The sequence below is a fragment of the Sinorhizobium sp. 6-70 genome, from assembly GCF_030124375.1.
Lineage (GTDB): Bacteria > Pseudomonadota > Alphaproteobacteria > Rhizobiales > Rhizobiaceae > Sinorhizobium.
In genome coordinates this window covers 325,600-348,501 of sequence record NZ_JASKLS010000006.1, presented here as the reverse complement: position 1 = coordinate 348,501, position 22,902 = coordinate 325,600, and the positions used below count along the sequence as shown (strand labels likewise).

Here is a 22,902-nt window from a genome sequence, read left to right as displayed (position 1 = left end):
ATTCTGACGTTTTTTGTCCATCGCGTCTTTCAGACGCGCGGCGCTGTAGAGCGTCGCGTTCCTGGCCGGTTTGGGGGCAGGGCAGGTCGTGGAGGCAGATTAGGCAGCATGGTTTCTGAAGCGCCACCGTTCTGGTGGACCAAGGCCGATTGGCGCGCCTACGCGCTTTGGCCGGTTTCCTGGGTTTATGGCCGCATCGCCGGAATGCGCATGGATAGAGCCCGCCGCGCCTCGGCGCCGGTGCCACTCATCTGCGTCGGCAACTTCACAGTCGGAGGAGCTGGAAAGACGCCGACCGCTATTGCGCTTGCCCGAGCCGCCAAGGCGAAGGGGTTGAAGCCCGGCTTTTTGAGTCGCGGTTATGGCGGCTCGCTGGACGTCACAACTGTTGTCGATCCGCATCACCATCGTGCCCGCGACGTCGGCGACGAGCCGCTGCTGCTCGCCCGCGAAGCCTTGACCGTCGTCTGCCGACGCCGCGTCGAGGGCGCGCGCAAGCTCGCTGCCGAGGGCGCCGACATCATCATCATGGACGACGGCTTCCAGAGCGCGCGGCTCGCATTCGACTTCGCCTTGCTTGTGGTCGATTCCGGGCGAGGCATCGGCAATGGACATCTGGTTCCCTCAGGGCCGGTTCGCGCGCCAATCGGCGACCAGCTTCGCCACGCAACAGCGCTCCTCAAGATCGGCAGCGGATCGGCGGCCGATCCCCTGGTCCGCCGGGCCGCTCGGGCGGGCAAGCCCGTCTACGCGGCTGAAACCATCCGGGTCGACGAGGGTCAGCTCGCAGGCGTCAAGGTTCTTGCCTGGGCCGGTATCGCCGATCCGGAGAAGTTCTTCCGGACCGTGCGCGAGACGGGCGCGATGATCGAGGAGACGCGGAGCTTTCCCGATCATCACCACTTCTCCGACGATGAAATTGCCGACCTGCTCGATCGCGCCGCGACCCAGGGCTATACGCTGGTCACCACGTCGAAGGACTTGGTGCGTCTCGAACCTGGCCATGGCCGGGCGGGAGAACTGGCGGCCAAGAGCAAGGTGATCGAAATCGATGTGCGCTTCGACGACCCGTCGGTGCCCGGCAAAGTCATCGACCGCACGCTTGCCGCCGCGCGAGCGCGCAAGCTGCGGGAGGCCAAGTCAATCACTCCGTGACGGGGGGGCTTTACTCACAGCGCCACCCGTCTTGTCGGACGCGCAAAGGGCCCCCGTAGCACACTTTGAAATGCTGCGTGTTTTAACCCTCAAATCGGCCACGATTTAAGGAAGCATCCAGTAATCAGCGTCGCTGATTGGGAAGCGCACCGGCGCGTTTTTCCGCCTCGAGCGAGGCAGCCGCGTCGACATAGGGCTCCTGCCGGGCAACGCTCCAGTAGCGCAATTCGTCCACGGGGATCGCTTTGCCCGTCATGGCACAGACGACGTGTGATCCGGCAAGCACGATCTGGAAGTCGCCGTCGAGATAGCGGATCTTCGCCTCGCGCGAGGGACTTCCTTCAAATCGGTTCATCATTGCCAGTGTCTGCCTTCTCAATTCGATTGCTTCTTGGTCTAACCCAGTGCCCAGTAAAACTCCAGTGCCGGCAAGACACTACAGCGCCGCGCGTCTCACAAGACGCGCAAAAGGCGCTGTAGCACTTTGAATTGCTGCATCGTCTTTATCCTTAAATCGGCGACGATTTAAGGAAGCGTGCAGTAGTGCTATTCCGCCGAGCGACCGCTCGTTAGCTGCGGCCGAAGAGACGCTCGATGTCCGAGAGCTTCAGCTCGATATAGGTTGGCCGGCCATGATTGCACTGGCCGGAGCCAGGTGTCGCCTCCATCTGGCGAAGCAGTGCGTTCATCTCCTCCGTCCGCATCCGGCGGCCTGAGCGAACCGAGCCGTGGCAGGCCATCGTCGCAGCGAGATATTCGAGCCGCCCCGCAAGGCCGTTCGCTGTATCCCATTCCGCAAGCTCGTCGGCGAGCTGCCGCACAAGGCCGACCGCATCCATTTCGCCCAGCATCGCCGGCGTCTCGCGTACTGCGATCGCCCCCGGGCCGAAGCGTTCGATCGCGAGGCCGAGACGGGAGAATTCCTCCGCATGCGCCATCAGCCGATCGCAGTCGTCCTCGGGGAGGTCGACGATCTCCGGGATGAGCAGGGTTTGCGCAGGCACCGGGCGCGAATGCAGCGCCGTCCGCATCGTCTCGAAGACGAGCCGCTCGTGCGCGGCGTGCTGATCGACGATGACGAGGCCATCATCCGTCTGCGCGACGATATAGTTCTCATGGAGCTGCGCACGCGCGGCGCCGAGCGGAAAGGATGGCGGGGTTACGTCAGAAACGCGTGTTTCTTCGGCCGGACCGGTGGAACGCGCCGATGGCTGCGAGAATTCCACAAAGGCTCGCTGCGGGGCCTCTGCGAAGCCGTTCGCAGTTTCGCCGAAATGTATCGGCCGGTAGGGCGAGGCTTCAGGAGTCCAGGGTTGCGGCGGCCTCTGCATCTCCGGCCGGAAGGCACGCATCATCCCGCTTGCGCCGGTGGTCGCAGCACGGTCTCCGCCGCGCGCGAGCGCCTCGCGGATCGCGCCGATAAGCAACCCTCGGATCAAGCCCGGATCGCGAAACCGGACGTCCGACTTCGCCGGATGGACATTGACATCGACGAGCGCCGGATCGAGTTCGATCGACAGGACGGCAACCGGGTAGCGTCCTTGGGGGATGGTTTCGGCATAGGCGACGCGGATTGCAGACAGGATGAGCTTGTCCTGCACCGGTCGGCCGTTGACGAAGACGTATTGCTGAAGCGAGTTGCCGCGGTTGAAGGTCGGCACGCCGGCAAAGCCCGTAAGCCGGGCATCCTCCCGTTCGGCGTCGATCTCGATCGCATTGTCGCGGAAATCCTTGCCGAGCACCTGCGCCATCCGCGCCAGCCGGTCCTCACCGGTGGCTGGGAACTCCAGGGTGGTGCGATCGGAGCCGGAAAGTACGAAGCGCACCTTCGGGAAGGCGATCGCCATGCGGCGGACGACCTCGGAAATCGCGGCAGCCTCGGCCTTTTCCGATTTCATGAATTTGAGCCGCGCGGGGGTCGCGAAGAAAAGATCGCGCACCTCGACGACGGTCCCGACATTGGCCGGTGACGGGCGCATGGCTTCGGTCTTCCCGCCTGCGATTGCGATCGCCGCGCCCTCGTTGGCGCCGGCCGTTCGCGTCGTGATCGACAGGCGCGCGACCGATCCGATCGAGGGCAGGGCCTCGCCGCGAAAGCCGAGGGTCCGGATGTCCGTGAGGCTATCGCTGATCTTGGAGGTGCAATGGCGCTGAACGGCCAGGGCGAGATCGGCGGGCGACATGCCGCCGCCGTTGTCGGTCACCCTGAGCAGCGTCTTGCCGCCGCCGGCCGTCGCGATCTCGATCCTGGTCGCGCCCGCGTCGAGCGCATTCTCGATCAATTCCTTGGCCGCGCTGGCAGGCCGCTCGATGACCTCACCGGCCGCAATCTGGTTGATGAGCGTTTCTGAAAGTTGCTTGATGATCATGGCTCATTTTCCCGGATTCGGCGCGCGAGGGAAAGGGGTGTTTGCGATTGGTCCGCCGCGGTAAGAGCGGCCATGGGGAGATAAGTCTCGGGAAAAATGAGACCATGATTTAATCCCCCTTTAACGTTCTGCTGCGATTTTCCACAACAACCTGAATGAGCAGGGGTTTTGTCTTTGGAGCTCCGCGGCGTTGCTGGACGCCGCCCCGCATTCCGCCCGAAGAGACGCCTTCGGAGGCCAGCCAGCATGTCCCGGAATGAAACCGCCGCGCCGGCGCCGCGGGTCTTTTCAGACGCGCAAGGGCCGCTGTGAAACTTTTAGATTGCTGCATCATGCAGACGGCGAAATGAGGACAGCGCAATGAGCGATGTGGCGTCGGGCGGCGCAGACATCAACAGGATCATTCTCGAGTCGAGCTGCGATGCGCTTGGCCTCGCTCTGCTTGTCTGCGGTCGAGACGATACGATCCTGTTCGCCAGCCCCTCGATCCTGCAGTTCTTTCCGGTACCAGCCCGCCTGTTGACGGCCGGCACTCGCCTCCGCGACTTTCTCGGCGCAGTCTACGATACCGGTGTGCGTCCAGGGACATTGCCTGAGAACAGCCGCAGGCGAGCGAACAGGGAAGACTGGATCGCCGAGCACATGGCGCTTCATTGGCGCGAGCGCTACGAGAGTGTCGAGCGGGCCGGTCGCACGCGCTGGGTCTCATTGCGCAAGCGCCGGCTGTCGAGTGGTATCGGCATATTGTCCGTCATCGATGTTTCCGAACAGAAGAAACGCGACGAACAGCTTCAGACCGACCTCGAACGCGTGGAACTGACGGAAGAAATCCTCGACGCGCAGCCCAATCCAATCTGCGTCAAAGACCGAAACCTCAACTACATCGCCGTCAACAAGGCGTTCTGCACGATCCATGAGCTTTCCCAGGACGCGGTCCTCGGGCGCTCCGCATGGGATCTCGTCGATGCCGAGCTGGCGGAGCGGTTCGAACAGTCGGACCGGTCGGTGCTCGAAACCGGCAAGCCGCACTCGGAAGCCGAACACATCGTTCGCGCCGACGGCAGTGATCTTTGGGTCGTGACGCGCAAATATCGCATCGGCATGCCCGGCCGTCATTTTGTCGTGACCTGCATGAACGACGTCACCGATATCGCGGCCTGGTATCACGGTACGGGCGACAACACGGGCAGCAGCGGCCTCCAGATTCTGGACTACAGCATATTTGCGCCGGCACAGAATTTCTACGATCCGTTCCGGGCGTTGAATGTACAGCAGCTGGTCGAGGCAGGTTCGATGATCGAGAACCTGCCCGCGCGCGGACTGCGCGTGCTGCTTGCGACGGACGACCGAGGCGCGGAGGAACGGCTCGTGGCGCGCCTGCGCGGTTCCGGTCTCGACGCCTGCGCCGTGCGCAACGGCAACGAGCTCGAGGCTTTCGCGCTGGCCGCCGACCGTTCCGGGGTAAAGCTCGACATCCTCGTGCTCGATGGCGCGTTCCCGGACGTCGAGCGTGTCCTTGCGGGCTGGCATGCAAGCCCCATCCTTAAGGTTTCCGCCGACATCGATGCCGGCAACCTGCTTGCGGAGATCTTTCGCGTTTGCGCCGAGCGCCCGCAGCCGCGGTCGTCGGTTCCGCAAGCGGACTGGGGGATCTCCTTCGAAGGCGACGCTGCGACCGGGACGCATGCGCCGGATATCGAAGTGTTGGTCGCCGAGGACAATCAGATCAATCAGTTCGTCTTCGCCCAGATACTGGAGGGGCTCGGGGTCTCCCATCGGATCGCCGCGAATGGCAGGGAGGCAGTGGAACTCTGGCATGACCTTCAGCCGGCATTGGTTCTCATGGACATATCGATGCCGGTGATGAACGGGTTCGACGCCACGGTCGCCATCCGCGACGCCGAAAAGGGGACAGGGCGGCGGACTCCGATCATCGCGGTGACCGCGCAGGCGCTCGACATCGACCTTAAGCAATGCGAAGCGTCGGGGATGGATGACCACATCATGAAACCGGTAAGCCCGGACATGATCGAGGCAGTGCTCAGAAAATACATGCCGGCGGGAAACATGCGGGCCGCTGGCTAGGGCTTCGATCTTGTCAATTCGCTAGAATTGGGGAGGCTGGCGAAAGATTTGACAGTGCGCCGATATAGGATTGTTAACCCCCGATTGTCATCGTCTGCGTCGAACTGCCAGAAAGTGTAGAGCCTCGCAGCAATGTATGCGCTTCGTCCAGCCGCCCAGCCCCTTCGTCCCCCGATGCGAGAGATCCGTCTCCGCGGGCGAGAACCGCGGCATCTTTGCGCGTCTGATAAGGCGCGCGGCGCTGTAGTCTGCAGCGGGAGCTTGCGGCCATGATGTGGAGGCAGGTCGCGGGGCATGAGATCATTGACGTGCCGCACTCGATGGCGCTTCTTGATGAACTCACCGGCCTCGGCAATGGCCGGCATTTGCGCCAGACGGTTTGTGAACTTGCCGCGGAACGCGCGAGCGACCCGGCACCCTTCACCATCGGCCTTGCCAATCTCGATGGCTTCAAGCCGATCAACGATCTGTTCGGGCCGGAGGCCGGCGATCAGATCCTCTGCCAGGTCGCGCACCGTCTCAAAGCTTGCGTCCCGGAAGGTGCGACCGTGACACGCACCACGGACGACGAGTTCGCCTTCGTGCTACCGCTGATCTTCGAGCGTAAGGCCGCGGAAAAACTGGGCCGGGTGCTGAAAGAGGTGCTATCGGCTCCCTTCGATCTTGGCGACCGCAACGTGCGCCTGTCTGCGTCCTTCGGTTTCGCGGTCTACCCTTTTGCGGGCAACAGCTTTGAAGACCTGCTGAAGAGCGCCGACACCGCACTCTATCGGTCGAAGCGGCGCGGGCGTGGCCAGATCACGGTGTACTCGCAGGAGATCGCCCAGGAAATGAAACGCGCGACGCAGATTGAACAGGCGCTGCGCAACGCGATCATCGCCGACCAGGTCGATGTGCATTTCCAGCCCATCGTCGATCTTCGCAGCGACTCCGTCGTCGGCTTCGAAGCACTGGCAAGATGGTGCGACGCGGATCTCGGCTATGTGTCGCCCTCGATTTTCGTGCCGCTTGCCGAAGAGCGCGGTTTCATCGAGGCGTTGGCGGAAACGTTGTTGCGCAAGGCGGCCCAGGCAGCCCTGTCCTGGCCGAAGGAACTCTTCCTTTCCTTCAACCTGTCCTCGGCACAGTTGATGGACCCGGCGACCAGCTCGCGTCTGTTGTCGATCATCCATCAGGTCGGGTTCGACCCCCGCCGACTGGAACTCGAGATTACCGAGACAGCAGTAATGGCGGACGCCGATGTGGCGCAGAAGATCGTTTCCGAATTGCGGGCGGCCGGCGTGCGCGTGTCGCTCGACGATTTCGGGACGGGGCAATCGAGCCTCGGTCGCTTGCGCGATTTTTCCTTCGACAAGGTGAAGATCGATCGCGCCTTCGTTTCCCGCATCTCCGCCGATCGTGCATCGGAGCATATCATCAAGGCCATCGTTTCGATGTGCGAGGGGCTGGAGCTTGAAGTCGTCGCCGAAGGCATCGAGGATTTCGCCGAAGCGCTGAAGTTGAAAGCGCTCGGCTGCGGCATGGGGCAGGGCTATTTCTACGGCAAACCGGCGGACGCCGTGGCGACGATGCGCTATCTTTCGGATCGCTATCGCGACGTCGCGGCATCCCGCTGACGGTTGCTTTCATCAGCTCCGCCCGCGTCGGAGCGGTCACGCAATCCCTCGTCCAAAAGCCAATCCCTGATGCGTCGTGCCTGGCTGTTGAGTTCGCGCGACCGCGGCCAGACGACGTAGAATGCGTGTCCGGTCTTCAGGACGTGCCCGCCCACCGGAACAAGCGCACCGGAGCGGACCTGCCGCTCGATCAAGTGCTCCCAGCCGAGTGCGATTCCTTCGCCGGCAAGCACTGCCTGGATCACCAGCACGTAGTCGTTGATCGACAGCCGTCGTCCCTGGGCCGGATAGGAAAGTCCCGCACTCGCGAACCACTCTGTCCAATCACAGGCCCGCCGGACGGGTTCCTCGAGATGGATGAGATTGTGTCGCAACAAGTCGGCCGGCGTCTCCGGCAGGCCGTGCGCTTCGATATAGGCGGGCGTCGCGACGGCATTGACCACTTCCTCGGCCAGAAGGGCGGCATGATAGCGCGGCCAGTGAACAGGATCACCGCCACGGATGCCCAAGGGGATCGGCTCTTCGTCGAGGTCGAGATCGCGCACGCTGGTCTGGATGCGAAGATCGATTTCCGGCAAGTCTTCGCGTAGCCGGTTCAGCCGTGGAAGCATCCACATCGAGGCGAAAGCGGTGGAAGCTGCGAGGGTAACATTCGTCTCGCGGCCCTTCGAGCGGATATCTTCGGCTGATTTCTGGATCCGCGACAGGCCGACCGAGACGTCCGCATGGAATTTCTCGCCGGCTTCGGTCAATTCGACCGCCCGGTGCACGCGGTGAAACAGCGGTACGCCAAGTTGGTTCTCGAGACCTCGGATGGCGTAGGATACGGCGGCTTGCGTCATCCCGAGTTCGTTGGCGGCACGGGTGAAATTCTGATGGCGGCCGGCCGCCTCGAAAACGATGAGGCTGGCGGCGGACGGAAGGAGGCGGCGCAGGTTTTCCATAAATGCAGCTTATAGCATGCGTCGAATTTTTCCACCGTTACAACGGTCTTGATCGTCACTAGCATCATGACAAATGATGGGAGGCTTGCAATGGAATCGACGTCGGGAGCAACAGTTGAGACACCTCGGAGAACACGAGGTGCGAGAGCACAGCGACGGGAAGGGGGCAACAATCTCGGCGTCCCCTATATCGTCCGCAACATACCGACCTACGATATTCTCGGCGAGGAAAGCCTGCAGCGCGTCGAGCGGACCGCGGATCGCATCCTCGCCGAAGTCGGCATCGAGTTTCGCGATGATCCTGTGGTACTCGACCATTGGAAGCGCGCCGGCGCGAAAGTCGATGGCGTCCGCGTGACCTTCGAGCCCGGCATGCTGAAGGAGATCGTCCGTTCCGCACCGTCGCAGTTCACCCAGCATGCCCGCAATCCCGCCCGCAGCGTCGAGATCGGCGGCCGCAACGTCGTCTTTTCCCCGGCCTATGGTTCACCCTTCGTCATGGACCTCGACAAGGGCCGACGCTACGGCACGATCGAGGATTTCCGCAATCTGATCAAGCTCGCCCAGTCGAGCCCGTGGCTACACCATTCGGGCGGAACGATCTGCGAGCCGGTCGACGTGCCGGTCAACAAGCGCCACCTCGATATGGTCTATAGCCACATCAAATATTCCGACCGTGCCTTCATGGGCTCGATCACGGCCGAGGAGCGCGCCGAGGATTCGATCGAGATGGCGCGCATTCTCTTCGGTGCCGATTTCGTCGACAAAAATTGCGTTATCCTCGGCAACGTCAACGTCAATTCGCCGCTCGTCTGGGACGGGACGATGACGAAATCGTTGCGCGCCTATGCGCGCGCCAATCAGGCGGCAGTCATCGTGCCCTTCATCCTGGGCGGGGCCATGGGGCCCGTGACCAATGCCGGCGCCATCGCCCAGTCCTATGCCGAAACGCTCGCCGGTTGTGCGCTGACGCAACTTGAACGAAAAGGGGCGCCGGTGATCTTCGGCAACTTCCTTTCGTCGATGTCGCTTCGCTCCGGCTCGCCCACCTTCGGCACGCCGGAGCCGGCGATCGGCAGCATGGTCGTCGGTCAGCTTGCCCGCCGGCTGGGCTTGCCGCTGCGTTGCGCCGGCAACTTCTCCAATTCGAAGAGGCCGGATGCGCAGGCGATGCAGGAGGGCGTCATGTCGATGCTGTCCGCAGTCCACTGCGGTGCCAATTTCATCCTGCATTCCGCCGGTTTCGTCGATGGCCTGCTCGCCATGTCCTACGAGAAGTTCGTGATGGATACCGATTTCTGCGGGGCACTCCATTCCTATCTCGCCGGCGTCGTCGTCGATGACAATGCGCTTGCCATGGACGCCTTCCTGGAGGTCGGGCCGGGCAGCCACTTTCTGGGCTGTGACCACACCATGCGCAACTATCAAACCGCGTTCTGGGACTCGGCACTTTCCGACAACGAGCCGTTCGAGAAGTGGGTCGAGCAGGGCGAGACGGACATGGCGACGCGCGCCAACCGGCACTGGAAAAAGACGCTTGCCGAATACGAAGCGCCGTCTCTGGATATAGCAATCGACGAGGCTCTGGCGGACTATGTCGCCAGCCGGAAAAACAGCATGCCCGACGCCTGGTACTGACCGGCTTGAAAGCCTCAAGGACCGTTGAATGACCCTCTCGAAGGACCCGCTGGTCCAGCCTTATCGTCTAAAGCACTTGACCCTCAAGAACCGGATCATGTCGACGGCCCATGAGCCGGCCTATTCCGAAGACGGCATGCCGAAGGACCGCTATCGGCTCTACCATCTGGAAAAGGCCAAGGGCGGAATAGCGCTGACGATGACGGCCGGATCGGCGATCGTTTCCGAGGACTCTCCGCCGGCTTTCGGAAATCTCCATGCTTATGCCGATGAAATCGTGCCCTGGCTCAAGAAGATCGCCGACGACTGTCACGAGTACGGCACTGCGGTCATGATCCAGTTGACCCATCTCGGTCGCCGCACAAGCTGGAACAAGGGTGACTGGCTGCCGGTGCTGAGCGCCTCTCCCGTCCGGGAACCGGCGCACCGGTCGTTTCCGAAGGAAATCGAGGAGTGGGATATCGAGCGGATCGTGAGCGACTATGCAGCGGCGGCCAGTCGCGTGCAGGCCGCCGGTCTCGACGGTATCGAAATCGAGGCCTATGGCCACCTGATCGATAGCTTCTGGTCGCCAGCCACCAATCATCGTAACGACGAATATGGCGGCTCGCTCGACAATCGCCTGCGCTTCATGAATCTGGTTGTTGACGCCGTGCGCAAGGCGGTTGGTCCGGATTTCATCGTCGGCACGCGCATGGTCGCGGACGAAGACTGGGACAAGGGCCTGTCAAAGGAGGACGGTGTGGAGATCGCGAGGCGACTCGCCGCTTCCGGCAAGATCGACTTCCTGAACATCATTCGCGGCCATCTCGAGCACGACGCCCCGCTCACCAAGGTGATCCCGATCCAGGGCATGGCTGCCTCGCCGCATCTCGATTTTGCCGGAGAGGTTCGCGCAGCGACGCAATTTCCGGTGTTCCATGCCGCCCGCATCGCCGATGTGGCGACGGCGCGGCATGCGATCGCCGAGGGCAAGCTCGACATGGTCGGCATGACGCGCGCTCACATCGCCGACCCGTATATCGTCAGGAAGATCGAAGAAGGGCGCGAGGCCGAGATCCGTCCCTGCGTCGGCGCGACATACTGTCTCGACCGCATCTATGAAGGCGGAGGCGCGCTTTGTATCCACAACGCGGCCACCGGACGCGAGGCGATCGTGCCGCACGTCATCTCGAAAAGCGACGGCGCCCGCCGGCGTGCGGTTGTCGTCGGGGCGGGACCCGCCGGCCTCGAGGCGGCGCGCGTGCTCGCCGAGCGTGGTCATTCGGTCCAGCTTCTGGAGGCAACCAGCGAAGCCGGCGGCCAGATCCTGCTTGCGGCGCGAAACCCGCGTCGCAAGGAAATGATCGGCATTGTCGACTGGCGGCTTTCCGAACTTGGGCGGCTCGGCGTTCCGATCCATTACAACGTCTTCGCCGGCGTGGAGGACGTGCTGGCGCGCGAGCCGGATCTCGTTGTCGTTGCCACCGGCGGCATCGCCCAGAATCCCGCGCTTGAGACAGGCGGCGACCTCGTCGTTTCGAGCTGGGATATCATCGCGGGTGCGGTGAAGCCCGAGGGACCGGTTCTGCTCTATGACGACAACGGCGCGCACAGCGGCATGACTGCTGCCGAACTGATAGCCAGGGCGGGCATCGAACTCGAAATCGTTTCGCCAGAGCGCATGTTCGCGCCCGAGATCGGCGGGATGAACCATGTTCCCTATGCGAAGATCTTCGCCGAGAAGAATGTGCGGGTAACGATCAACACGCGGCTGAAATCGGTAAGACGCGACGGCAATTCGCTGGTTGCGACCTTGTTTTCGGATTTTTCGAAGACCGCTTCGATCGAGCGTCGGGTGGCGCAGGTGGTGGTCGAGCATGGCACTGTGCCGATGGCCGACCTCTATCTCGATCTCAAGCCACTGTCCCGCAACCTTGGCGCAGTCGACTACAAGGCTCTTATCCGTCGCGAAGACCCGATTGCCGTGCGCAATCCCGAGGGGACGTTCGACCTCTTTCGGATCGGCGACGCGGTGGCGAGCCGCAATATCCATGCGGGCATCTACGATGCATTGAGATACGGCGTTCTGTTCTGAGGCCATAAAAAAGCGGCGCATCGCGCCGCTTTTCAGGCTGAGAGCGAGATGTCCCGCTCCGTGTTCAGTTTACTGCTGAGGTGACGGCTGCGTCGGTGTTGCCGGCGTTGTACCGGTCGACGAGGTCGTCGATGTGTCTACCGGCTGCGCTGCATTGCGCTCCGCCATCATCTGCGATTTCGTCTTGAACTCCGGCGCTGCCTTCAGCGTGTCGGCCGTTTCGGTCGTGGTCAGCTTCAGCGCTGCTGTATCGGCCTGCTCGGAAATCTCGATCCGGTCGAACGGGACAGCAACGTTCTTCTCGCCAATTCCGAGGAAGCCGCCAACACCGATCACGGCTGCTTCGACACCACCGTCCTTCTTGATGATCAGATCGTTAATCTCGCCGATGCTTTCATCGGCGGCATTGTAAACCGATTGGCCTACATAAGTACTGGTAGCGATCTGATCGTCGGCCTGCTCGGTCAGATAGTCCGATTTAGCGGCCGCAGTATCCGCAGGTTTTTCAGCGGGTGGAGGAGTCTGAGCCTGGTCGGCCGGAGGCTCCGTGGCAGGCGGGGTCGTGCCACCGGGCTGCGTCTGCGTGGGTGCTGCCGGATCGGCCGGAGGCGGGGTGGTTGTCTGCTGCGCGAAACTTGTCGGGGCGAAGGTAACGCCCACGAGAAGCGCGCCAGCCGCAACGGAAGATACAAGTTTCTTTGTCATATCAGACTGCCTTTCGTTGACGTTGTCGATCACCCCCGCGGCGTTGGCGGGCGGCATGCCCCGCCGCGCTGGTGATACTCAAGCAACGTCCGGCAGCGAAATCAGTTCCGTAAAAAATGCAAACGTCCGTACAAGGCAATGACGACGATTCTACCTTGGGACACTTTGTCTTGGCAGCATCGATCGGCCGGTCACTGTATTTCGCAAAGTCGGCTAATAAAGTTGTTTCTTTGTTTAGGTGTAGCTAAATCTAGACTGGCTGGCATGTGTTCTCCGGCCATCCTTGGGGAATACTTGAGATAGCGACGAAAGTCATTTTATAGATCCCGGATAGAGATTGATCCCGGGATCTTGAAGTTCTGCCGGTAAATGGGTTGCGGTGGTAGCGTCTGATGACGTCTCGGATCACGATGATTTTAATAAGCCGGAGCGGGATGCGGACGGAAAACCGCACGCATCTTTCCTCATCGCGCACGGAGTAATTCCAGGAAAAGTTTGTAACGGTTTTCCGTCCGGATTGCGTAGTTTCAAAGAGTTAGATCATTTCACTGTTTCAATGGAACAATGAAATGATCTAATGGCTCTCGCGTTGCACGTCGCTGCCGCTCTTGCCGACGAGGAAGTCGAGGTCGGCGCCCTTGTCGGCCTGCAGCACGGTCTCGTGATAAAGCTTGTAGTAGCCGCGTTGCCATTTCTGCTCCGGCGGCAGCCAGGCGGCCATGCGCGCCGCGAACTCCTCCTCGCTGATCAGAAGGTTCAACTCGCCCTTCATGGCATCGAGGCGGATGCGGTCGCCGGTCTTCACGATCGCAAGCGGACCGCCCGCATTTGCCTCCGGGCTCACGTGCAGGACCACGGTGCCGAAGGCGGTGCCCGACATGCGCGCATCCGAAACGCGCACCATGTCGCGAACGCCCTTTTCGACCAGCCGGCGCGGGATCGGCATGTTGCCGACTTCCGCCATGCCGGGATAACCCTTCGGGCCGCAGCCCTTGAGCACGAGAATCGTATCCTCGGTTACCGGCAGGTCCGGATCGTCGATCTTGGCCTTGAGGTCTTCGATTGTCTCGAAGACGTAGGCCGGGCCCTCGTGCGCGAGCAGGTGCTCGCTCGCTGCCGACGGCTTTATGACCGCCCCGTTCGGGGCGAGATTGCCCTTCAGCACGCGAATGCCGGCGGCGGCGCGCAGCGGGTTATCGAGCGGGCGGATGACGTCGTCATTGTAGACCTCGGCACCTTCCCAATATTTGCTGATCGGCACGCCAAAAACCGTCGGCGCGTCTGCATGGAGCAGATGTCGGATACGGTTCATCACCGCCGGGAGCCCGCCCGCATAGGCGAGGTCCTCGATGAGATACTTGCCCGATGGCATGCAGTTGACGATGCAGGGGACCTGGCCGCCGACGCGATCGAAGTCGTCGAGACAGAGGTCGACCCCGGCGCGTCCGGCAATCGCGAGCATGTGCACGACGGCGTTCGTCGATCCGCCGACGGCGGCGTTTGCGATAATGCCGTTCTCGAAGTTCTTCTTCGTCAGGATTTTCGACAGCCGAAGGTCCTCGTGCACCATCTCGACGATCCGCTTGCCGGTCATGTGTGCGAGCGCCATGCGGCGCGCGTCTACAGCAGGAAGGGCCGCGTTGGTGGGGAGCGAAAGGCCCATCGCTTCCACCACCGAGGCCATCGTCGTTGCAGTGCCCATCGTCATGCAGACGCCGGGCGAACGCGACATTCCGCTTTCGGCAGCCATGAATTCCTGCAGGCTCATTTCGCCGGCCCGCACGGCTTCTGAAAATTTCCATACATCCGTGCCCGAGCCGATGTCCTTCCCCTTCCACTTGCCGTTCAGCATCGGCCCGGAGGAAACGACGATCGTCGGCAGGTCGACGGAGGCGGCGCCCATCAACTGGCCCGGGGTTGTCTTGTCGCAGCCGCCGAGCAGCACCACGCCGTCGATCCCATGAGCGCGGATCGCCTCTTCGACGTCCATCGCCAGAAGGTTGCGGAAAAGCATGGCGGTCGGGCGCATCTGCGTCTCGCCAAGCGAGGAAACAGGGAACTCGACCGGAAAACCGCCGGCCTCCCAGACGCCGCGTTTGACGCCTTCGGCCAAAACGCGCAGATGGCTGTTGCAGGGGGTGAGCTCGGACCAGGTGTTGCAGATGCCGATGATCGGGCGCCCGTCGAAAGCGTGATCCGGGAACCCCTGGTTTTTCATCCAGGACCGATGGATGAAGCCGTCCTTGTGCGTTCCGCCATACCAGTGGCGGCTTCTCAGTTCCTTTTTCTTTTCGCTCATCCGAGCCTCCTTCCATGGCGATTCATCGCATGGCTATTTGTATTACTTTTTGGCGGCCCGAATACCAGCACTTGTTATGAGGTCAGAGCAGAAACGCCGGCTCGAAACGGCCCTTGACCTCGATGCCGAGGTCGAAGGTCTTTCCGGCATCGGGATCGGCCGCCCGCGCGGCCTCCTCCAACCCCTGCGAGGCCGAGGTTATGAGCAGCCGGTCAGCCTTCGCTCCGATGAAGGCGGGGCAGCTCGGTTGCGTCGCGGGAACGGCATAGCGGGCGATCTTTTGACCGTCCGGCTTGTAGACGTCCACGGAACTCGCGCCCCAGCGGGCGTTCCAGATCAGCCCGTCGGCATCGCAGACTGCGCCGTCGAGGCCGCCGGGCGAAATGCTCTCGTCGGAAAGAACAACGGCGTCGCCGGTCGGAAGAGCGGTGGCGGAGTCGATATCGACGCGCATCAGGCGGTTGACGGCCGTATCGGCGAAATAGGCGGTGGCCCCATCGGGAGAGAAGCAAATTGCATTTGGAATGCTGATGTTGCTGTAGAGCCTGGTCACGCGGTTGCCGGCGACATGGTAGATCGAACCCGAATGCTTTTCGGCCTTCCGTCCCATCGTGCCGATCCAGAGAGCGCCGGATGGATGGACGCGCCCGTCATTGGAGCGGTTGGCCGGCTTGTCCTCAAGCGTGGCGAAAGGGGAGAGCTTGCCAGTTTCCGTGTCGCGAAGGAAAAGTCCCTGGTCCGACGCAATCAACTGTCGGGCGGGATCGATGACGGCAAGCACGCTGCCAAGAAAGGGCAGGGTGTGAACCGTCTTTCGGCCGCTTTCGACGTGCAGCTCATGCAGTTCCCGGCCCGTGATGTTGAACCACCAGGCGGTGCCGCTGCCTGGATCGAAGGTCGGACCCTCGCCGAGCTCGGAGCCGAAATCGCAGAGAACGCGGCCGGAGAAGGGAACGGGATCTGTCATCACTGGCCTCCATAGACAGTGTCATAGGCTTCCAGTGTCGCTTTCGCCCGTTGTTCAACCTCCGCGGCGTTCATGCCGGGCTTGTAGAGGCTCGAGCCGAGGCCGAAGCTGCGAATGCCGATCTTGGCATAGTCGGCGAAGTTGCTCTCAGACACGCCGCCGACGGCTGCGACCTCGACATCGGTTGGAAGAACGGTGCGAATCGCCGCAATGCCCGAGGGGCCGAGTACGCTCGCAGGAAAGAACTTGAGAGCGGTTGCCCCCGCGCCCGCGGCGGCCAGCGCCTCGGTCGGCGTGAACACGCCCGGCATCGTGACCATGCCTTTCGCCGCGGCAAGCCTGATCACCGACGGTTCGACATTGGGACTCACCATCAGCCGCCCCCCGACGTCGGCGAGTTGTTCCACCTGCGTCGTCGTCAGCACGGTTCCTGCGCCGATCAGGCATCCGGCCGGCGCCATCTTCACGGCGATTTCAATGGAGCGAAACGGGTCGGGCGAGTTCAGCGGGATTTCAATTGCAGTGAAGCCCGTCTCGACCAGCGCGCCGACGACGCTTTCCGTTTCGGCGGGTTTGAGCCCGCGCAAGATCGCGACCAGCGGATATTTCATCGGTGGGAAGGGGATGCGATTCATCTTCTTTCTTTCGTCAAAGGGGCCAAATCGCGCCGGCGGCGGCGGAGAGGCCGGCCCGCACGGCATCGTCGGCGTCGACATGCTGAACTTTGAGGCCCTGGCCTTCCAAAGCTGCATGATAAAGTGCCCCGAGCGGGCCCGATGCGACGAGGCAAATTCCGTCGATCGATCCGGCCGTTGCGAGGGCGCCTGCGATCTCGATGCCGATCAGGGTGCCGGAGAGCCGTGCCTTGGCGTCGGTGGCGCTGATCCCGTGGAGAAGCTGTCCCGCCCGGACTGAAAAAAGCAGGTTCGTGGCGAGCGCCGGATTCCGCGTCGCCTCGGACACAGCCTCGAGAAAGGCCGGATCGTTGCCGGTGAAGGCGCCTCCGTCCGATACGGCATGGCTGAGAATTGAGTGACGCGAGACGACATCGAACAGCTCGCCGGTCATGAAGGTGGAAAAGCCCTCGACCGTCTCGCCGCTCAAGCGGACCCATTTGCTGTGCGTACCCGGCATGCATACGAGGTGCCGCCCGGTGCTGAGCGTACCGGCGGCGCCGAGAAGCTGGGTCTCTTCGCCGCGCATCACATCCGGATGGCGCATGTCGCGCTGGGCGAGGCCCGGAAGTATCCGGATATCGCGGTCAACGTCCGGGACGGAAATAGCGCTGCCGGCGATCGCGCTGAGGGCGGCCGGTGTATCGAGGTAACCGGCCTCCCTCCAACCCTGGCGGGCACCGGCCATGCCGCAAATGACGATCGGAAGATGGCCGGGAGCATCGGCGGCGGCGAGATGGGCGTCGAGAACTGCGTGGAAACCGACCTTCGCCGCCGTTGTCATGCCTTCCGCACTGCGGCGTTCCGCAAGGACGGCACCATCTTCGCCGATGATCCACAGCCGGAAGCTCGTGGTTCCCCAATCGACCGCAGCATAATAGCCTGCCGTCATCAAAATACGCCTCCATCGATGATCATGGTCTGGGCCGTCATCGCCGCCGAGCAGTCCGACGCCAAATAGAGGCAAGGCCCCACGAGGTCGTCGGCGATCAGCATGCGTTTCAGGCACTGTCTCTCTTGCATGCGCGCAATCGCGTCATCGTCCAGCCAAAGCCGCTTCTGCCGTTCGGTAACGATCATGCCGGGCAGGATCGCGTTGACGCGAATATTGTCCGGCCCGAGTTTCCCGGCGAGCGACTTGGTGAGCCCGACGATGCCGGCTTTCGCCGTCGCATAGGCGGGTACATCCGGCATGTTGAGCATGAAGGCGATGGACGAGAAGTTGATGATCGACCCGCCGCCGGCGCGCCGCATGTGGGGCGCCACTGCCTGGCACATGAAGAAGAGGTGCCTGAGATTGACGGACAGGCTTTCGTCCCAGCTCGCTTCGGTGACCGCTTCCAACGGCTGCCGGTCGTCACGTGCGGCATTGTTGACGAGCACACGGATCGAGCCGAGCGTGTTCGCAGCGGCATCGACGGCCGCTTTCAAGGTGGGGACCTGCCTGAGATCGGCGGAAATGAATAGCGGTTTTCTTCCCGTTTCGGCGGCCAGCTTCTCGCAAAGCGCCAGGCTCTCTTCCTCTGCGATGTCGATGAAGGCCACGCGCGCACCTTGCCGCAGGAAGGCTCCCACCAGGGCAGCGCCGATGCCCGACCCGCCGCCGGTTACGAGCACACCGTTGTTTTGCAGGTCGGGAAACTGACCGCTCGGCAATGGCATGGCTTCCCCTGTGCTGGTTCTGGGATGAGTCAGTTCCATTATGTGGAACTCTGTTTTATTATCTGGAATTATCGCGCCATTGCTTTTATCCTGTCAAGGCACGATGCCGCTAATCGAAGCCTGATGATATGAACGAAACCAAGACGACCGACGCAGACAGTGAAATCGCCGGAACCGGTACGCTCGGCAAGGCCATGGCGGTCCTCGAGGCGGTCGTGACGGCCGGCGGCCCGCAGCGGTTCACGGATATCGTTCAGTCCGTCGGTCAGCCTCGCGGTACGGTGCACAGGTTGCTCAGTCACCTGGTCGAGGAGGGTCTGCTCGCACAGGGACGTGATCTCTCTTACGAGCCGGGCCTTCGCCTGTTGAAGCTCGCCTATCGTTCCTGGTCGGGCAACCGCTTCCGTGACATCGCAGAACCGCATCTGTTGCGTTTGCACGAACTCACCGGCGAGACGGTTCACCTCGGCGTCCTGCAGGAAACGGAGATCATCTATGTCGACAAGGTCGAGAGCCGGCAGACGGTGCGGATGAGCTCGCAGATCGGCAAGGCGTCGCCGGCCTATTGCACGGGCATCGGCAAGGCGGCGTTGTCGTCGCTGTCGCAGCCGGAATTGCTGCGCATTGCCGCAAAAACGAGATTCCACCCGTTCACGGCCCACACGCATCGCTCCGCAGCCGGCCTGCTTGCAGAAATCGACGAAATTCGCCGTGATGGGCACGCGTTCGACCGGGAGGAGCACGAGGCGGAAATCTGCTGCGTCGCCGCCCCGATCTTCGTTCCGGAACACGATCTGGTTGCGGGCGTATCCGTCACCGGCCCCGCGTATCGGGTCAACATGGCACAGCTGGCGGCCTGGGCCAACGTCGTCCGGGAGGCAGCAGGAAAGATCGAGGAGGAGGTCCGAATGCGGCTCGGCCCTGGGCGCAATGGACGTTAACTCCGCTTTACGGTAAATTAGGAACTTCGACTGGACGTGGTGTTTCGAGATCGTTAGCTTGCGATATATCAGACACGCCGCTACGGCCGGTTGCAGGCGGCCGCAGCGGAATTTGATTTTTGGCGGAAGTTTTGACGTAATTATATCACGGCGAAAGCGGCCTCGCTCGATCGGGCGCGGGATGTGGGAGACGAGCGGGTGGTAGATTTCAGCGCGACTATATCCTCATTGATTCTCCCGGGCGGGCGGTCAGTCGCGGGAGCGCTGGGCAACGAAGACGATATCAAGCGGGTTCTTGCTCAGATATCGGACGCTTACGGCTTTCGCGGATTCCTGGTTTTGTCGATCCCGGATGCCGGATGCCACAGCCTGGGCGCACAGGCGCTGATGACGACCTGGCCATCGGAGTTCCTCAGGCGCTACGACAGCGCCCGTCTGATCGATGGAAGCCCTGTCGTCCAGCGACTGCGCCGGAGCACGATCCCCTTCACCTACGATGCCCACCAGCTTGCGCGCAGGCGGCTCGACGGCAAGGGTGATGCTGCGGTTTGTGTTTTCGAAGCGGCCGGACTGCCGCGTGGTCTTTATCTGCCGGTTCATGACGCGTCGGGACGCCGCGCCGCTATCGCCTTTGGCGGGAACAGAGAGCTGGTGTCCAATGACGAAATGCAGGCGCTCAACCTCTGGGCGGGCCTTCTCTACAGCCGGCTGAGCGAGGTGCGAGGACGCGACAGGCGGGGAGCCGGCAGCCTTTCCCGTCGCGAGATCGAGTGCCTGCGCTGGGCTGCCGCGGGCAAGACGACCATGGAGATGGCGAGAATCATGGCGCTTTCCGAATACACGGTGAACCATTACCTCAATCGCGCGACGCGCAAATTGGATTCCGTCAACCGTGTTCAGACCGTCGCCAAGGCCATGCGTGCCGGGCTGATCAACTGAATTTCGTTTTCGGAGGGGCTGGACGGCATATGCGGCTCGCAAAGCAGGGAAATACACAGCCTTTTGCGCATGAATAGCATCGAAAGTCGATCATCTGTTGGCATTGGTCGACTGCTCGGGCTATTTGGTTGTTGATGAATGCCATGGAACGCGCGAATGCAAGATACGATGACGGCCGGGATGACTGATACCGATCTGCCCCGGGGCGGTGATTTCGCGTCTGAAATCGCAAGGCTTGAGACCCAGTTCGATATCATCCGCTACATGCGGCGGGTCACGCAGCTCTTCGGTTTCAAGGTTTTTCTCATCTGTTCGATTCCCGCCATCGAGGTGGAGAGGCTGGCGGCGACGACCGTCATATCCAACATGCCGGCCGAACTGCTCAACAAGTACGACAGCCTGTCGATGCTGCGCTTCAGCACGGGCGTGCGTCGCTTGAGGGAAACCACGACGCCGTTCCAGATCATGCTCGAGGACTGGGAACAAGAGGGTGGCAAGCCGGCATCGGCCGCAGATTACATCGCCATGCTGCGTGAGAACGGCATTTTCCAGGCAAACTACTTCCCGGTCCATGACGCCGAGGGCGGTCGCGGTGCGGTCATTCTCATGGGACCGGAGATGGACTTGCCGATGACGGCGGCGATGGAATTGCAGATGATCGCGATCCACGTCTACAATCGATTGGCAGAGATCGGCTCCGTCTGGAAGAACACCAACACTGCCCTGTCCGAGCGGGAAATCCAGTGCCTGAGCTGGACGGCGGCCGGCAAGACCAGCGCCGAAATCGCCGGTATCCTCGGTCTCTCCGAGCACACCGTCAATCACTACCTCAATCACGTTACCAAGAAGCTCGACGCGGTGAACCGCACGCAGGCGGTCGTGAAGGCGATGAAGAAGGGCTACATCAGCTGATCGCCGGCGCGGGCTCCACAGCGCCGAACGGCTAATCAGACGCGCAAAGATCGCTGTTGAACTTTGAATTCCTGCACCATGCGGTCAGGCGCGTTCTGGTTCTGCAGCAGGCTTCCTTCACGTGTGCAAGGATTGCTGTCCGTACGCCTCGCCATTGTGCGAATATGGTTTGCTTGCTCAGAAATAGTGCAGCCGACACAGCCTGCATATTCAATGCGCGTAAGGTTCATCCAATTGAAATGATTACATTTCCCAGCAAGGCGGGAATCTGGCACGCGTTGTGCATATGTGCTCTCGTGTCCAGAGGGGACTACAATAAAACAGCGCCCAAGAAGGTTGCGAGGAAGCAGGGCCGCCGCCAGTCGTTCGTGATCCCGGATGTACGGACACGACGATCGGCTGGCGGCCCTGTTTTCCTAATCTGTCGCATTGGCGAACCGCTCCGCCTCGACTATCTACAGCATAGTTCCTTAAATCGGGTCAGATTTTGGGATAGATTATCCACTGCGTGTTTCCTTAAATCGTAGGCGATTTAAGGATAAAAACATGCAGCAATTCAAAGTGCTACAGCGTCCTTTGCGCGTCTGAAGAGGTGCGGCGCTGTAGTGGTTCAAAGTGTTACCGCCTGAACGACTCCAGGCGCCGTAACGAAGACAGATGAAGAGGGCGGCATGCCGGACGTAACCAGGGAAACGGTTCTTGAAAAGCTGCGCACCGTGCGCGGCCCGGACATGGAGGGCAACATCGTCGACCTCGGCCTTGTCTCCGATGTCTTCATTTCCGACGGCAAGGCCTATTTTTCGATCACCGTGCCGGCCGATCGGGCGAAGGAGTTGGAGCCGATGCGTGCCGCGGCGGAGAGGGTCGTGCGCGAAATACCGGGCGTCAAGGCGGCGATGGTCGCGCTGACGGCCGATCGCAAGGCAGCACCGCAAGCGGCGCCGGTCCAGACACCGCGGCAAGTACCGCCAGCGGGCCACGGGCACGGTCAGCGTCCGGCCGGTGGCGCTCCGGCAAAGGCGGGTATCCCCGGCGTCGGCGCCATCATCGCTGTTGCTTCCGGCAAGGGTGGTGTCGGCAAATCGACAACATCGGTGAACCTGGCGCTCGCACTGCAGGCAAACGGCTTGAAGGTCGGTCTGCTTGACGCCGATATCTACGGCCCCTCCATGCCGCGCCTTTTGAAAATCAGCGGCCGGCCGCAACAGATCGAAGGGCGGCTCATTCGCCCGATGGAAAACTACGGGCTGACGGTCATGTCGATGGGATTCCTCGTCGACGAGGAAGTTGCCATGATATGGCGCGGTCCGATGATCCAGTCGGCCCTGCTGCAGATGCTGCGCGAGGTGGCCTGGGGCGAGCTCGACATTCTCGTCGTGGACATGCCGCCCGGCACCGGTGACGCGCAACTGACCATGGCCCAACAGGTGCCGCTGGCCGGTGCCGTTATCGTCTCGACACCGCAGGACCTCGCACTGGTCGATGCACGCAAGGGCCTTACGATGTTCCGAAAGGTGGAAGTCCCGGTTCTCGGCATTGTCGAGAACATGAGCTACTTCGTGGCGCCCGACACGGGCAACCGTTACGACATCTTCGGTCACGGCGGCGCGCGCAAGGAAGCCGAGCGCATCGGTGTGCCGTTCCTCGGCGAGGTACCTTTGACCATGGGCATTCGCGAAACCTCCGACGCGGGAACGCCGGTGGTGGTTTCCGAACCCGAGGGCGAGGTCGCGCGCATCTACCGGAATATCGCAGCGAAGGTGTGGGAGCAGGTTTCGGCGGCTCGCCAGAGCAAGAGCAGAACGATGCCCGACATCGTCTTTGAATAGATTTGCGTCGCTCGTCCGAGCAGGCTAGTTTGCCCCGAAATGAAATCCTGCTGGGACAGGCATGCGCAAAGGAGCATTGATTTTGCGTGC

The 22,902-nt window shown here is 61.9% G+C and carries 18 protein-coding genes; 9 read left to right on the top strand and 9 right to left on the bottom strand.

Translation table 11 applies throughout. The annotated features are described in order from the left end of the window. The first annotated feature begins 108 nt into the window (after positions 1–108). Entirely contained in the window at positions 109–1,155 is a 1,047-nt protein-coding gene (gene lpxK, locus QN222_RS15030; protein ID WP_283961831.1) for a tetraacyldisaccharide 4'-kinase, read from the top strand. Positions 1,156–1,279: 124 nt separating this feature from the next. On the opposite strand, the gene QN222_RS15025 is transcribed toward lpxK, so the two are convergent. Beyond that, complete coding sequence (locus QN222_RS15025; RefSeq protein ID WP_283961832.1) at positions 1,280–1,513, bottom strand: DUF2093 domain-containing protein; 234 nt, start codon at positions 1,511–1,513, stop codon at positions 1,280–1,282. A 211-nt stretch (positions 1,514–1,724) separates the two neighbouring features. Continuing rightward, positions 1,725–3,524, bottom strand: coding sequence for a DNA mismatch repair endonuclease MutL (mutL, locus tag QN222_RS15020; protein ID WP_283961833.1), 1,800 nt, complete (start codon positions 3,522–3,524; stop codon positions 1,725–1,727). 360 nt (positions 3,525–3,884) lie between these two features. Here mutL and QN222_RS15015 point away from each other — a divergent pair, with 360 nt between their 5' ends. Together QN222_RS15015 and QN222_RS15010 are read left to right on the top strand one after the other, a co-directional pair. Then, a complete protein-coding gene (locus tag QN222_RS15015; RefSeq protein ID WP_283961834.1) occupies positions 3,885–5,609 on the top strand; it encodes a response regulator in 1,725 nt (574 codons plus the stop codon). A gap of 269 nt (positions 5,610–5,878) precedes the next feature. After that, a complete protein-coding gene (locus QN222_RS15010; RefSeq protein WP_283961835.1) occupies positions 5,879–7,225 on the top strand; it encodes a bifunctional diguanylate cyclase/phosphodiesterase in 1,347 nt (448 codons plus the stop codon). On the opposite strand, the gene QN222_RS15005 is transcribed toward QN222_RS15010, so the two are convergent. After that, positions 7,198–8,169, bottom strand: a complete 972-nt coding sequence (locus tag QN222_RS15005; RefSeq protein ID WP_283961836.1) for a LysR substrate-binding domain-containing protein — start codon at positions 8,167–8,169, stop codon at positions 7,198–7,200. The genes QN222_RS15010 and QN222_RS15005 overlap by 28 nt on opposite strands. 90 nt (positions 8,170–8,259) lie before the next feature. On the opposite strand from QN222_RS15005, the gene QN222_RS15000 reads away from it, so the two are divergent. Then, positions 8,260–9,807 carry a trimethylamine methyltransferase family protein gene (locus tag QN222_RS15000; RefSeq protein ID WP_283961837.1) on the top strand — a complete coding sequence of 516 codons (1,548 nt, stop codon included), beginning with the start codon at positions 8,260–8,262 and terminating at the stop codon, positions 9,805–9,807. Between the two features lie 28 nt (positions 9,808–9,835). After that, positions 9,836–11,884 carry an NADH:flavin oxidoreductase gene (locus tag QN222_RS14995; RefSeq protein ID WP_283961838.1) on the top strand — a complete coding sequence of 683 codons (2,049 nt, stop codon included), beginning with the start codon at positions 9,836–9,838 and terminating at the stop codon, positions 11,882–11,884. A gap of 69 nt (positions 11,885–11,953) precedes the next feature. On the opposite strand, the gene QN222_RS14990 is transcribed toward QN222_RS14995, so the two are convergent. The 6 genes from QN222_RS14990 to QN222_RS14965 all read right to left on the bottom strand — a co-directional run bounded on the left by QN222_RS14990 (position 11,954) and on the right by QN222_RS14965 (position 18,191). Next, entirely contained in the window at positions 11,954–12,589 is a 636-nt protein-coding gene (locus QN222_RS14990; protein ID WP_283961878.1) for a PRC-barrel domain-containing protein, read from the bottom strand. Between the two features lie 574 nt (positions 12,590–13,163). After that, positions 13,164–14,888 (bottom strand): IlvD/Edd family dehydratase, encoded by a 1,725-nt coding sequence (locus QN222_RS14985; protein ID WP_283961839.1) that lies wholly within the window; start codon positions 14,886–14,888, stop codon positions 13,164–13,166. 82 nt (positions 14,889–14,970) lie between these two features. After that, positions 14,971–15,855: an SMP-30/gluconolactonase/LRE family protein gene (locus QN222_RS14980; RefSeq protein ID WP_283961840.1), complete on the bottom strand. Its 885-nt coding sequence runs from the start codon at positions 15,853–15,855 to the stop codon at positions 14,971–14,973. Then, positions 15,855–16,490, bottom strand: a complete 636-nt coding sequence (locus tag QN222_RS14975; protein WP_283961841.1) for a 2-dehydro-3-deoxy-6-phosphogalactonate aldolase — start codon at positions 16,488–16,490, stop codon at positions 15,855–15,857. Before QN222_RS14975 ends, QN222_RS14980 begins: the two co-directional genes overlap by 1 nt. A gap of 13 nt (positions 16,491–16,503) precedes the next feature. After that, entirely contained in the window at positions 16,504–17,421 is a 918-nt protein-coding gene (locus QN222_RS14970) for a 2-dehydro-3-deoxygalactonokinase (RefSeq protein ID WP_283961842.1), read from the bottom strand. Then, positions 17,421–18,191: an SDR family oxidoreductase gene (locus tag QN222_RS14965; RefSeq protein WP_284005490.1), complete on the bottom strand. Its 771-nt coding sequence runs from the start codon at positions 18,189–18,191 to the stop codon at positions 17,421–17,423. The genes QN222_RS14970 and QN222_RS14965 overlap by 1 nt, the downstream gene beginning before the upstream one ends. A gap of 128 nt (positions 18,192–18,319) precedes the next feature. Here QN222_RS14965 and QN222_RS14960 point away from each other — a divergent pair, with 128 nt between their 5' ends. The 4 genes from QN222_RS14960 to apbC all read left to right on the top strand — a co-directional run bounded on the left by QN222_RS14960 (position 18,320) and on the right by apbC (position 22,812). Then, positions 18,320–19,132 carry an IclR family transcriptional regulator gene (locus QN222_RS14960; RefSeq protein WP_283961844.1) on the top strand — a complete coding sequence of 271 codons (813 nt, stop codon included), beginning with the start codon at positions 18,320–18,322 and terminating at the stop codon, positions 19,130–19,132. 198 nt (positions 19,133–19,330) lie between these two features. Continuing rightward, entirely contained in the window at positions 19,331–20,071 is a 741-nt protein-coding gene (locus QN222_RS14955; protein ID WP_283961845.1) for an autoinducer binding domain-containing protein, read from the top strand. Between the two features lie 156 nt (positions 20,072–20,227). Next, positions 20,228–20,983, top strand: coding sequence for a LuxR family transcriptional regulator (locus QN222_RS14950; protein WP_336621029.1), 756 nt, complete (start codon positions 20,228–20,230; stop codon positions 20,981–20,983). A 671-nt stretch (positions 20,984–21,654) separates the two neighbouring features. After that, the gene (apbC, locus tag QN222_RS14945; protein WP_283961846.1) at positions 21,655–22,812 is read left to right on the top strand and encodes an iron-sulfur cluster carrier protein ApbC; all 1,158 of its coding nucleotides are present in this window, start codon (positions 21,655–21,657) and stop codon (positions 22,810–22,812) included. Positions 22,813–22,902: the final 90 nt, after the last annotated feature.

Bases quoted from the DNA above. Each gene is read 5' to 3' on its own strand.
- lpxK (WP_283961831.1), top strand. From the start codon at position 109: ATGGTTTCTGAAGCGCCACCGTTCTGGTGGACCAAGGCCGATTGGCGC.
- QN222_RS15025 (WP_283961832.1), bottom strand. From the start codon at position 1,513: ATGATGAACCGATTTGAAGGAAGTCCCTCGCGCGAGGCGAAGATCCGC.
- mutL (WP_283961833.1), bottom strand. From the start codon at position 3,524: ATGATCATCAAGCAACTTTCAGAAACGCTCATCAACCAGATTGCGGCC.
- QN222_RS15015 (WP_283961834.1), top strand. From the start codon at position 3,885: ATGAGCGATGTGGCGTCGGGCGGCGCAGACATCAACAGGATCATTCTC.
- QN222_RS15010 (WP_283961835.1), top strand. From the start codon at position 5,879: ATGATGTGGAGGCAGGTCGCGGGGCATGAGATCATTGACGTGCCGCAC.
- QN222_RS15005 (WP_283961836.1), bottom strand. From the start codon at position 8,169: ATGGAAAACCTGCGCCGCCTCCTTCCGTCCGCCGCCAGCCTCATCGTT.
- QN222_RS15000 (WP_283961837.1), top strand. From the start codon at position 8,260: ATGGAATCGACGTCGGGAGCAACAGTTGAGACACCTCGGAGAACACGA.
- QN222_RS14995 (WP_283961838.1), top strand. From the start codon at position 9,836: ATGACCCTCTCGAAGGACCCGCTGGTCCAGCCTTATCGTCTAAAGCAC.
- QN222_RS14990 (WP_283961878.1), bottom strand. From the start codon at position 12,589: ATGACAAAGAAACTTGTATCTTCCGTTGCGGCTGGCGCGCTTCTCGTG.
- QN222_RS14985 (WP_283961839.1), bottom strand. From the start codon at position 14,888: ATGAGCGAAAAGAAAAAGGAACTGAGAAGCCGCCACTGGTATGGCGGA.
- QN222_RS14980 (WP_283961840.1), bottom strand. From the start codon at position 15,855: ATGACAGATCCCGTTCCCTTCTCCGGCCGCGTTCTCTGCGATTTCGGC.
- QN222_RS14975 (WP_283961841.1), bottom strand. From the start codon at position 16,490: ATGAATCGCATCCCCTTCCCACCGATGAAATATCCGCTGGTCGCGATC.
- QN222_RS14970 (WP_283961842.1), bottom strand. From the start codon at position 17,421: ATGACGGCAGGCTATTATGCTGCGGTCGATTGGGGAACCACGAGCTTC.
- QN222_RS14965 (WP_284005490.1), bottom strand. From the start codon at position 18,191: ATGCCATTGCCGAGCGGTCAGTTTCCCGACCTGCAAAACAACGGTGTG.
- QN222_RS14960 (WP_283961844.1), top strand. From the start codon at position 18,320: ATGAACGAAACCAAGACGACCGACGCAGACAGTGAAATCGCCGGAACC.
- QN222_RS14950 (WP_336621029.1), top strand. From the start codon at position 20,228: ATGCAAGATACGATGACGGCCGGGATGACTGATACCGATCTGCCCCGG.
- apbC (WP_283961846.1), top strand. From the start codon at position 21,655: ATGCCGGACGTAACCAGGGAAACGGTTCTTGAAAAGCTGCGCACCGTG.